The sequence below is a fragment of the Pseudomonas sp. JUb42 genome (assembly GCF_024807945.1).
GTDB lineage: Bacteria > Pseudomonadota > Gammaproteobacteria > Pseudomonadales > Pseudomonadaceae > Aquipseudomonas.
Map to the genome: position 1 here is coordinate 429,339 of NZ_JANUFD010000004.1, position 11,629 is coordinate 440,967.

At 61.0% G+C, this 11,629-nt stretch carries 7 protein-coding genes and 1 pseudogene; 6 read left to right on the forward strand and 2 right to left on the reverse strand.

From position 1 onward, the window contains the following. Positions 1-26: 26 nt before the first annotated feature. Positions 27-1,172, reverse strand: a complete 1,146-nt coding sequence (locus M2401_RS10835) for a TDT family transporter (protein ID WP_259102614.1) — start codon at positions 1,170-1,172, stop codon at positions 27-29. Between the two features lie 318 nt (positions 1,173-1,490). On the opposite strand from M2401_RS10835, the gene M2401_RS10840 reads away from it, so the two are divergent. From M2401_RS10840 to M2401_RS10860, 6 genes and pseudogenes are all read left to right on the forward strand, one after another. Further along, complete coding sequence (locus tag M2401_RS10840) at positions 1,491-4,961, forward strand: hybrid sensor histidine kinase/response regulator (RefSeq protein WP_259102615.1); 3,471 nt, start codon at positions 1,491-1,493, stop codon at positions 4,959-4,961. Between the two features lie 488 nt (positions 4,962-5,449). Further along, a complete protein-coding gene (locus M2401_RS10845) occupies positions 5,450-5,659 on the forward strand; it encodes a DUF3077 domain-containing protein (RefSeq protein ID WP_259102616.1) in 210 nt (69 codons plus the stop codon). A 334-nt stretch (positions 5,660-5,993) separates the two neighbouring features. Further along, positions 5,994-6,764: pseudogene (locus tag M2401_RS34465) on the forward strand (MCP four helix bundle domain-containing protein); the annotation flags it as partial. Between the two features lie 78 nt (positions 6,765-6,842). Then, positions 6,843-7,619, forward strand: a complete 777-nt coding sequence (locus tag M2401_RS34470) for a methyl-accepting chemotaxis protein (RefSeq protein ID WP_409033910.1) — start codon at positions 6,843-6,845, stop codon at positions 7,617-7,619. 62 nt (positions 7,620-7,681) lie between these two features. Further along, the gene (locus M2401_RS10855) at positions 7,682-8,587 is read left to right on the forward strand and encodes a DMT family transporter (protein WP_259102618.1); all 906 of its coding nucleotides are present in this window, start codon (positions 7,682-7,684) and stop codon (positions 8,585-8,587) included. A gap of 280 nt (positions 8,588-8,867) precedes the next feature. Further along, complete coding sequence (locus M2401_RS10860; RefSeq protein ID WP_259102619.1) at positions 8,868-10,301, forward strand: catalase; 1,434 nt, start codon at positions 8,868-8,870, stop codon at positions 10,299-10,301. 157 nt (positions 10,302-10,458) lie between these two features. Here the strand turns inward: M2401_RS10860 and M2401_RS10865 are convergent, their stop codons facing one another. Then, complete coding sequence (locus tag M2401_RS10865; RefSeq protein ID WP_259102621.1) at positions 10,459-11,313, reverse strand: DMT family transporter; 855 nt, start codon at positions 11,311-11,313, stop codon at positions 10,459-10,461. Positions 11,314-11,629: the final 316 nt, after the last annotated feature.

The following is an 11,629-nucleotide window of genomic DNA, read 5'->3' on the forward strand; positions in this document are numbered from 1 at the left end:
TAAGCCGCCGGATGTCGATAGCTCTTCTAACCCTCGGTGCGTTTACACAGGCCGGCGATACATGGCGAAACAAACAACTCGCCACGCCAGGCACCGCGCAGGGTGCGGCCCATGATCAACAGCCAGAGCAGTGCCAGGCAGGCCACCAAAGCCTCGCCCATCACCGTAAAGAAGCCTAGATGCAGCACCGCCGCCAGCTTCAGCGTAGCCGTGGCATAGACGCCCAACGGAAAGGTAAATCCCCACCAGCCCAGGTTGAACGGAATGCCGCTGCGCAGATAACGAAGGGTAATCAGTACCGCCAGCAGCATCCACCACAGGCCAAAGCCCCAAAGGATGATCCCCGCGACCAGGCCAATGCCTTCGGCCATGGCGCCGACACTTTCAAGACCGTTGGCCGCAAAGATCGCCGGGGCATCACTACCGAGCAGCAGCAGGCCCAACGCGCCGGTGCCGATGGGGCCCAAGGCCAGCCAGCTCGATGCCGCCATATTTTCGTGGGGCAGCTTGTGCAGGGCCATGCGCAATATCAGGATGGCGAGAATGCTGAACGCCACCGGCACCGAGAAGGCCCACAGCACATAGCTGGTGATCAGCACATGAAACTGCGCTGCGGTGTCGGCCAGATGCGGCGCCAGTTGCCCGCCACTGGCCGCCGCCACTTCCGCCGCCACCACCGGCAACAGCCAGACGGCAGTCATCTGATCGATGCTGTGTTCCTGACGGGTAAACATCATGAAGGGAATCGCCACGCCGCAGACCAGCGCCATGGCCACATCCAGCCACCACAATCCTTCGATCAACGGCAGCAAGCCATCGCCCCAACGCGGCAGGCCATAGAGCATGGCGCCGTTGATCAGCGTCGCCAGGCCCATGGGAATGGTGCCGAAGAACATCGATACCGTGGAATGACCAAACACCCGCCGTGCCTCATCGAAAAACAACAGCCAGCGCGCGCCATACAAAAGGCTGAACAGCACAAACAGAGCGATATTTAACAGCCACAACGCCTCGCCCACGGCCCGCAGAGCGGCGAACTGGCCGAGCAGCAAAGAAAGAATCCCCGTGCCCATGGTCGCGGCGAACCAGTTGGGGGTGAAATGGCGGATCACATCCAGCGGCTGGCCCAGCTGGCTCAGGGGTTTGGCGGGATAAAAGGCAATGCGGGTCATGGTCGGCTCCTGTCCTCTGGTGAGGTGGAGTCATGGTAAGGCGGGTGAGCTTATCTACTAAGCGGGTAATATCTCTATAGGCCATCTATTTTATAGATAAGTCACTTTCCTTTGTGGGAGCGAGGCTTGCCCGCGAAGGGGCCAGTGCAGACGCCAGATATTCTGTGGCTGATATATCGCCTTCGCGGGCAAGCCTCGCTCCCACAGCCCACAGTCCATCTACCCGATCAGACCATGGTCGAGACAGACGCCACGCACCCGGCATGCGAGACTGTCCGACTCCAGCTGAATCGTTACGTCTTGAGGCTTGAATTTGTTATGTCGTTGTCCAGCGGACTGATCGCCGCCGTCGCCCTGGCCTATATGGCCATTATGTTTGCCATCGCCTTCTGGGGCGACCGGCGCAGTGCTTCGCTGCCGCCGACGCTGCGCGCGTGGGTCTATAGCCTGTCACTGGCGGTGTATTGCACCAGCTGGACCTTCTTCGGCGCCGTGGGTCAGGCCGCCGAGCAGTTCTGGTCGTTCCTGCCGATCTATATCGGCCCGATACTGCTGATGCTGCTCGCGCCGTGGGTGCAGCAGAAGATGGTGATGATCAGCAAGCAAGAAAACATCACCTCCATCGCCGACTTTATCGCCGCGCGTTATGGCAAATCGCAATCCCTGGCCATTGTTGTGGCGCTGATCTGCCTGGTCGGCGTACTGCCGTACATTGCCCTGCAGCTAAAGGGCATTGTCCTCGGTGTAAACATTTTGATTGGCGCCGTGGCCGACGCTACCGGTACCCGCGCCCAGGACACGGCGCTGATCGTCTCGCTGATCCTGGCCCTGTTCACCATCGTCTTCGGCACCCGCAACCTCGACGTTACGGAGCACCACCGGGGCATGGTTCTGGCCATAGCGTTCGAGGCGCTGGTCAAGCTGTTTGCCTTTATGGCCGTGGGGATTTTCGTCACTTATGGCCTGTACGACGGTTTTGACGATCTGTTCAATCAGGCAATGCTGGCGCCGCGCCTTGAAGAGTACTGGAAGGAAACCATCAACTGGCCATCGATGGTGGTGCAGACCGGCGTGGCGATGATGGCCATGGTCTGCCTGCCCCGGCAGTTCCATGTCACGGTGGTGGAAAATATCAATCCTCAGGACCTGCGCCTGGCCAAATGGGTATTCCCGGCCTACCTGGCCCTGGCCGGGCTGTTCGTCGTGCCCATCGCCCTGGCCGGGCAGTTGCTGTTGCCCGCCTCGGTACTGCCGGACTCCTTCGTCATCAGCCTGCCCCTGGCCCACGCTCATCCATCCCTGGCGCTGCTGGCGTTTATCGGCGGCGCGTCGGCAGCCACCGGCATGGTCATCGTCGCCAGTGTCGCGCTGTCGACCATGGTCTCCAACGACATGCTGCTGCCTTGGCTGTTGCGCAAGCAGACCGCCGAGCGGCCATTCGAAGTGTTTCGCCACTGGATGCTCTCGGTGCGCCGGGTCAGCATCGTGGTCATTCTGCTGCTGGCTTATGTGTGCTATCGCCTGCTCGGTTCTACAGCGAGCCTTGCGACCATCGGCCAGATCGCCTTCGCCGCCATCACCCAACTGGCCCCGGCCATGTGCGGCGCGCTGTACTGGAAACAGGCCAATCGCCGCGGTGTGTTTGCCGGATTGGCGGCGGGCATTTTCATCTGGTTCTACACCCTGGTGCTGCCGATCACCGCCCATAGCCTGGGCTGGCCGCTGAGCACTTTCCCGCTGCTGAGTTGGCTGCACAATAACCCGTTGAACCTGCCGATCACTCCACTGACCCAAGGCGTGGTGCTGTCCCTGGCCGGTAACTTCATTCTATTTGCCTGGGTCTCGGTGCTGTCCCGTACGCGAGTGTCCGAGCACTGGCAGGCCGGGCGCTTTATCGGTCAGGAAACCCATGCGCGCAGCAATAACCGGCCGCTGCTGGCGGTGCAGATCGACGACCTGCTCAGCCTCTCGGCGCGTTTTGTCGGTGAAGAGCGGGCGCGGCAGAGTTTCATGCGCTTCGCCTACCGCCAGGGCAAGGGCTTCAACCCCAACCAGAACGCCAATGGCGACTGGATCGCCCACACTGAACGCCTGCTCGCCGGTGTCCTCGGTGCCTCCTCGACCCGCGCCGTGGTCAAGGCGGCCATCGAGGGCCGCGACATGCAGCTGGAGGACGTGGTGCGCATCGCCGACGAAGCCTCCGAGGTGCTGCAATTCAACCGGGCCCTGCTGCAAGGCGCCATCGAGAACATCACCCAGGGCATCAGCGTGGTCGATCAGTCCCTGCGCCTGGTGGCCTGGAATCACCGCTATCTGGAGCTGTTCAACTACCCCGAAGGGCTGATCAGCGTCGGTCGGCCCATCGCCGATATCATCCGCTACAACGCCGAGCGTGGCCTGTGCGGGCCCGGCGAGGCCGAGGTCCATGTGGCCCGGCGCCTGCACTGGATGCGCCAGGGCCGTGCCCACACCTCCGAACGCATGTTCCCCAATGGCCGGGTCATCGAACTGATCGGCAACCCCATGCCCGGCGGCGGCTTCGTCATGAGCTTCACCGACATCACCACCTTCCGTGAAGCCGAGCACATGCTCAAGGGCGCCAACGAGGGCCTGGAACAGCGCGTCGCCGAGCGTACCCGCGAGCTGTCGCAACTCAACGTGGCCTTGACCGAAGCCAAGGGCGTGGCGGAAAGCGCCAACCAGTCCAAAACCCGTTTCCTCACTGCCGTCAGCCATGACCTGATGCAGCCGCTGAACGCCGCACGGCTGTTCTCCGCCGCGCTGTCCCATACCAGCGATCACCTGCCGGACGAAGCGCAACAGCTGATTCAGCATCTGGACAGCTCCCTGCGTTCAGCCGAAGACCTGATCAGCGACCTGCTGGATATTTCCCGCCTGGAAAACGGCAAGATCACCCCGGATCGCCAGCCCTTCGCCCTCAGTGCCCTGTTCGACACCCTGGGCGCCGAGTTCAAGGCCCTGGCCCAGGAACAGGGTCTGCAATTCCGTGTACGCGGCACGGCGCTGCGGGTCGACAGCGATATCAAACTGCTGCGGCGCATCCTGCAAAACTTCCTGACCAATGCCTTCCGCTACGCCAAGGGTCCGGTGCTGCTGGGCGTGCGACGCCAGGGCAATCACCTGAATCTGGAAGTCTGGGACCGCGGCCCCGGCATTCCAGAAGACAAGCGCCAAGTGATTTTCGAAGAGTTCAAACGCCTGGACAGTCACCAGACCCGCGCCGAAAAAGGCCTGGGTCTGGGCCTGGCGATTGCCGACGGCCTGTGCCGGGTGCTTGGCCATCGCCTGCAAGTGCGCTCCTGGCCGGGCAAGGGCAGCGTGTTCAGCGTCAGCGTGCCACTGGCCCAGCGCCAGCAAAGCCAAGCCACTGCGCCCAAGGAAACCAACGGCACGGCATTGAGCGGCACCTCGGTGCTTTGCGTGGACAACGAAGACAGCATCCTGATCGGCATGAACAGCCTGCTGACCCGCTGGGGCTGCCAGGTCTGGACCGCCCGCAGTCGCGCAGAGTGCCAGGCCCTGCTCGACGACGGCGTACGCCCGCAACTGGCCCTGGTGGACTACCACCTGGACGACGGCGATACCGGCACCGAACTCATGGCCTGGCTGCGTACCCGCTTGGGCGAGCCACTGCCCGGCGTAGTGATCAGCGCCGACGGCCGCCCGGAACTGGTCAGCCAGATCAATGCGGCAGGGCTGGGCTATCTGGCCAAGCCGGTCAAGCCGGCGGCGTTGCGGGCGTTGTTGAGTCGGCATATTGCGTTGTAGCGAAGCCACCTGATCTGGAGCGCGATCTTGTGGGAGCCGGCTTGCTGGCGATGGCGTCCGACCCGTCATTGACGCTATTGCCAGCGCTGCGCACTGGATCGCCACCAAAGCGGCTCCCACAACAAGCTGGCTTCTGCAGTCCGTGTTTTTGCCGTGAAATAGCACGCACCGAAAGATGCCGTAACCCTTCTACGCCGGGCCTTTCCCTTTCTTCTGTATGAAGTTTCCGAGACAATCCTCACCCACTTGTGCGGGTCGTTTTCGCTCTCTAGTCTGCGCCGGTCGTTGAATATCAGCGATCGGGTTTAGCAGCCTGTGAAATTTTGACCCGCATAAGTAGCGCCTTTATGGCGGCTTTGCGTGGGGCGCTTTCGGGCGCGCCGGTTTTTGGGTCAAGTTTCCCGGTCTGCTAACCCGCGACAAAGCCGCCACCCTCTTTTTCGTTTAGCAGCGAGCATCAGGTGGCCCTATGAAAGAGAAAAAACTTGATGACAACTCCGTCTGATCCATCCCTGGCCGCACTCGAACAATCCCTTCTCCACGCCTCAGCCGTAGTGCGCTGCCTCGCCGCAGTCATCTACGAAACCGGCGACAGCCTCAGCGGCCCCAAGCGTGACCTGGCCTTCTCGGCACTGCACCTGACCGAGGTTATCCAAAGCGATCTGGATAGCTCGCTGGCGTATTTCGACCCGCGTTGAATGGACCGGTAGCAACGAACCTGTTCGCGTGGCGCGGCGCCTGAAACGGCGCCTCGCCAACAAATTGGCTGCCATTCATTGACACCCACCCCTCCAGTTTTATTTTGAAACAATGTGTCATCTCTGTCCTTTATAGACCATTTAGTCAGAAAAGGACGCTGAAACCCTTTGCCCACCTCATTCGAGGGTTTTTACCCCATTCAAAAGCACGCTTCTCCAATCAATGGACGTCCTTATCAGAACAATATCAATTTGATATACAGCCTTCGCCCAGCCATCCAAAACATAAAAAAAGGCTCAGAGGTACATCCGCGTTGCATCAAAGGAGCTGGACATGTTTTTGAGAAATATCACCATCGGCGTCAGGGCTAGCCTGGGGTTCGGGCTGGTGGCAGTTTTACTGGTGTTCGTCGGGCTGTTCTGCCTGAGGCAAATGACTGAACTGCGCTCAAGTGCTGAAGTGATCGAGCGCTCCTGGATGCCAAATATCGAAATGATGCACGCCAACGGCGACAACATCGCGCGCATCCGTCTTGAGGCACTGCGTCTGATTGCCAACACCAAACCTGCCAGCCAACAGAGCAGTAAGGAGATCATCCGTCAGAGCCGGGCCGAGCTGATCAAGCGTCTGGACGATTACAAAACGCTGATGAAAGACGCCGAGCACCGGGCGGCTACGGTTGACCTGGAAAACTCGGTCAAGGCCTACCTGCAACTGGTCGATCAATTGATCGAGAAAGTCGACGCCAAACAACCCGAACAGGCCGATACGATCATCAACGACCAGATCGCGCCCATGGGCGTCAGGCTGGCTACTCACCTCAAGGCCTTGATTACCCTCGATCAGCAAGGTGCCGATCAAGCCGCGAAAAACGCGGCGAGCTTGTTTGAACAGACTCGAACCGTCGTCATCCTGACCATTATTGCTGCACTGGTTGCCACCTTGCTGCTGGCCTGGGCACTGACGCGCAGCATCGTCGGGCCGATCCGTCAGGCCCTGGGTGTGGCCCAGGTGATCGCTGGCGGCAACCTCACCAGCCGTATCCAGATCGATGGCAGCGACGAGCCTGCACAACTGCTGACCGCCTTGAACACGATGCAGGACCAACTGCGCACGACCATTCGCGGTATCAGCGATTCCTCGCAACAGCTGGCGGCCGCCGCCGAAGAAATGAGCGCAGTGATGGAACAAAGCACTCGTGGCCTGCGGGCCCAGAACGATGAAATCGAACTGGCCGCCACCGCCGTCACCGAGATGAGCGCGGCCGTGGACGAGGTGGCGAGCAATGCCGTGTCCACCGCCGAGGCCTCGAAGACTTCGGATGCCGCCACCCAGCACGGTCATCGCCAGGTGTCCGAAACCATCGACTCGATCCAGGGGTTGGTCGACGAAGTGCTGCGCGCCTCGGATCAGGCGCAAGGCCTGGCCACTCAGGCCCAGGACATCAGCAAGGTGCTGGAAGTGATCCGCGGTATTGCCGGGCAGACCAACCTGCTGGCCCTCAACGCAGCCATCGAGGCAGCCCGGGCCGGTGAAGCCGGTCGCGGCTTTGCCGTGGTCGCCGACGAGGTGCGCTCTCTGGCGCAACGTACCCAGGACTCGACCCAGGAAATCGAGTTGATGATCAGCAGTATCCAGAGCGGCACCACCGCGACGGTCAATGCCATGCAAAGCAGCGCCGATCAGGCCGGCACGACCCTCGACCGGGCCAGCAGCGCCGGTCAGGCGCTGGAGAAGATCACCGCAGCGATTTCCGAGATCAATCAGCGCAACTTGGTCATCGCCAGCGCTGCCGAGCAGCAGTCGCTGGTGGCACGGGAAGTGGACCGCAGCCTGGTGAGTATTCGTGATCTGTCCACGCAAACGGCGGCCGGTGCGACCCAGACATCAGCGGCCAGTCAGGAGCTGTCGCGCCTGGCCATCGGTTTGAATGGCTTGGTGTCGAGGTTTGTGTTGTAACCATTGCCACTGCTTGAAACACCCGGTAAAACTCCGTCCCTGACCATGGAAGGAGTTTTACCGTGAAGCCTGTCGATATCGTCCGTTTGCTGGTGCTGGCCGCCATCTGGGGCGCCAGTTTTCTCTTCATGCGTATCGTCGCACCGGTACTGGGGACGATGCCTACGGCGTTTTTCCGGGTTTCCATTGCTGCGGTTGGCCTGTTGCTGATCCTCTGGGTGATGCGGGTCAAATGGGACTTTCGCGGCAAGTTCAAGATCTGCCTGATGCTCGGGGTGATCAACTCCGGCCTGCCCGCCACCCTCTACTCGCTGGCCGCCCAGGTACTGCCTGCCGGTTACTCATCGATTTTCAACGCCACCACGCCCTTGATGGGCATTCTGGTCGGCGGCCTGTTCTTCGCGGAAAAATTCACCCTCAATAAACTCGCCGGCGTGTTTCTCGGGCTGTTCGGCGTGGCGGTGCTGACCCGCGCGGGGCCGGTGACCTTCAATGCCGACCTGCTGATGGGCGCTGTCGCCTGTCTGCTGGCGACCACTTCCTACGGCTTTGCCGGATTTCTCACACGCCGCTGGCTCGATCATCAAGGTGGCCTCGACAGTCGCCTGTCAGCCATGGGCAGCATGCTCGGCGCCACCCTGCTGCTGTTGCCGCTGTTCGGCTATAACGCGGTGGCTCATCCACCGGCGAGCTGGGGCGGGCTGAGTGTCTGGCTGTCGCTGCTGGGTCTGGGCCTTGTCTGCACGGCGTTCGCCTACATCCTGTATTTCCGTTTGATGAGCAGCATCGGCCCGCTCAGCTCCATGACCGTAACCTTCATGATTCCGCCATTCGGCGTGTTGTGGGGCGCGCTGTTCCTCGACGAGCCGCTGTCCATGGCCCACCTGTATGGCGGCCTGCTGATTGCCGTGGCGCTATGGCTGGTGTTGAAGCCTGCGGCGGTGGTCAAGGCGGCGACCGACGGCTGACAGGCTGTGCTCGGTTCTCATGCGTTGGAGCGAGGCTTGCCCGCGAAGGCCTCGACGCGGTCTGTCTGCTCTAACGCATAGGGCAATTCGCGGGCAAGCCTCGCTCCAACGGATCACCGTTCAATCCCGCACTTCTCTGTCTTCAGGCTGTCTACACTCACCTGCGCTCGATGCCACTCATTCGAATTCATTACCACCCCCACGCTGTCATCTCGGGGGCGGACCATTAGAAAGAACAGATCAAATCCCGTGAATCAAAGCCTGACCTGAGGATGACTGCATGAAAAAGCTGACCACTGCATTCGGCGCTCCCGTCGTCGACAACAACAATATCCAGACCGCAGGCCCGCGCGGCCCGGCCTTGTTGCAAGACGTCTGGTTCCTGGAAAAGCTGGCCCACTTCGACCGCGAAGTGATCCCGGAGCGGCGCATGCACGCCAAGGGCTCCGGCGCCCACGGCACCTTCACCGTGACCCATGACATCACCCGCTACACCAAAGCCAAACTGTTCTCGCAGATCGGCAAGCAGACGCCGATGTTCGCCCGTTTCTCCACCGTGGCCGGTGAGCGTGGCGCAGCCGATGCCGAGCGTGATATTCGCGGCTTCGCCCTGAAGTTCTACACCGAAGAAGGCAACTGGGACCTGGTGGGCAATAACACGCCGGTATTTTTCCTGCGCGACCCGCTGAAGTTTCCCGACCTCAACCACGCCATCAAGCGTGACCCGCGCACCGGCCTGCGCAGCCCCAACAGCAACTGGGATTTCTGGAGCTCGCTGCCCGAAGCGCTGCACCAGGTCACCATCGTCATGAGCGATCGCGGCATTCCGTCCAGCTTCCGCCATATGCACGGCTTCGGCAGCCACACCTTCAGTTTCCTCAATGCCGCCAACGAGCGTTTCTGGGTCAAGTTCACCCTCAAGACTCAACAGGGCATCAAGAACATGACCGATGCCGAAGCGGCCGAACGTGTCGGCGGCGACCGTGAGACCCATCAGCGCGACCTGTACGAAAGCATCGAAAACGGCGACTTCCCGCGCTGGACGGTATTCGTGCAGATCATGCCGGAGAACGAAGCCGGGACTTACCACCTCAACCCCTTCGACCTGACCAAGGTCTGGCCGCACGGCGACTATCCGCTGATCGAAGTAGGCGTCATGGAGCTGAACCGCAACGCCGACAACTTCTTCGCCGAAGTGGAACAGGCCGCGTTCAACCCGGCCAATATCGTCCCGGGCATCAGCTTCTCGCCGGACAAAATGCTCCAGGGCCGACTGTTTTCCTATGGCGATGCCCAGCGCTATCGCCTGGGGGTCAACCACTTCCTGATTCCGGTCAACGCGCCAAAATGCCCGGTGCACAGCTACCACCGTGACGGCGCCATGCGGGTGGACGGCAATATGGGCGGCACCACGTCCTACGAGCCCAACAGCAATGGCGAGTGGGAAGAACAACCGGACTTCGCCGAACCGCCGCTGAGCATCGAAGGCGCAGCCGATCACTGGAACCACCGCGAAGACACCGACTACTTCTCCCAGCCGCGCGCGCTGTTCCAGTTGATGAACCCGCAGCAGCAACAGGCGCTGTTCGACAACACCGCACGGGCGATCAAAGGCGCGTCGCAACAAGTGATCGAACGCCATATCGGTCACTGCACCCAGGCTGATCCGGCTTACGGCGCGGGCGTGCGCAAGGCCATTGAGCAGTTGGGTTGAGGCGCACGCAGATTCTGTAGGAGCTGCCGAAGGCTGCGAAAGCGGTTGTCAGGCAGGCCCATTCGCAGCCTGCGGCAGCTCCTACAAGGACGCATTTCAATCAATAAAAAAGGCCGGTGCACCCAGTGCACCGGCCTTTTCATTTACTCACCCGGCATCATTTAGTCTTGCGAAACACAAACCCCAATCCGACGATGATCAGCACCATACCGAACAGACTCAACCAGGCCAGGCGGTTGCCGAAGATCAGGTAGTCCATGATCGCGGTCACCGCAGGCACCAGGTAGAACAGGCTGGTGACATTGACCAGGTTGCCCTGGGCGATCAGCCGGTACAGCAGCAGGGTCGCCAGTACCGAGACGATCAGGCCCATATACAGCACCGGTACAAAGAAGCCGATGCTCTGTTCGAAGTGAAACGGCTGGAACGGCACAAACACCGCGCAGACCACTGCCCCGGCCAGGTACTGCACAGGCACGGTGCCCAGGGGGTTGCTGGTGATGCGTTTCTGCATGATCGAGCCGCCGGTCATGCTCAACATGCCCAGCACGCCAAACAACATCCCGGCCAGCGAGCCACCATCACCGATCCCCTGATAAACCACCAGCACCAACCCGGCCAGCCCCAGGGCCAGGCCGAACATGCGACTCCAGGAACGGTTGCGCTCCACCAACACGGCAGTGAGGATCGGCTGTACGCCCATGATGGTCGCCATGACGCCGGGGGCGACCTTCATGTTCAGGGCCAGCAGATAAAAGATCTGATAGGCGCCCAGCAACACCGTGCCGGTGGCCGCCGCGTAAATCAACGCCTGGCGTGTAGTTGGCAGCTTGTACCCCAGCAGCGGGAAACACACAGCCAGCCCCACCAGGGCAATCAGGAAGCGGAACAGCAAAAAGGCAAAGGGCGATGCGTGAGCCAGGCCCCATTTGGAAACAATGGCGCCGCTGCTCCACAGCAGGACAAACAGGGTCGTCGTGGCCAGCGAGGCCAGTCGTGTATTGGCAAACATGGTGTCACCTGTGATTCAGACAAAATCGGACCCGGTACGAACCGGATGCACGGAAGTTTTGCGGGCGTTTGCAGGCGAATCGGGATTCCGGGGAAACCGATCAGCCGAGCAGGACAACGCCTGGCGGTGCGACAACTGCGCACACGACCGGACTGGTCACAGGGGATGGAGGCGGGAAACGCATAAAGGCGAGCTGCTTGCACTCAAATAGCCCGACAGCCGCGAATGCTGCGGCATCGAACATCGATTGAGGGCTGGAAGCTGGCATAAGGCTCGTCTTCTGGAAGGAGGAGATGGTTCGCAACAAGGCGTTACA

Bases quoted from the DNA above. Each gene is read 5' to 3' on its own strand.
- M2401_RS10835 (WP_259102614.1), bottom strand. From the start codon at position 1,172: ATGACCCGCATTGCCTTTTATCCCGCCAAACCCCTGAGCCAGCTGGGC.
- M2401_RS10840 (WP_259102615.1), top strand. From the start codon at position 1,491: ATGTCGTTGTCCAGCGGACTGATCGCCGCCGTCGCCCTGGCCTATATG.
- M2401_RS10845 (WP_259102616.1), top strand. From the start codon at position 5,450: ATGACAACTCCGTCTGATCCATCCCTGGCCGCACTCGAACAATCCCTT.
- M2401_RS34470 (WP_409033910.1), top strand. From the start codon at position 6,843: ATGGAACAAAGCACTCGTGGCCTGCGGGCCCAGAACGATGAAATCGAA.
- M2401_RS10860 (WP_259102619.1), top strand. From the start codon at position 8,868: ATGAAAAAGCTGACCACTGCATTCGGCGCTCCCGTCGTCGACAACAAC.
- M2401_RS10865 (WP_259102621.1), bottom strand. From the start codon at position 11,313: ATGTTTGCCAATACACGACTGGCCTCGCTGGCCACGACGACCCTGTTT.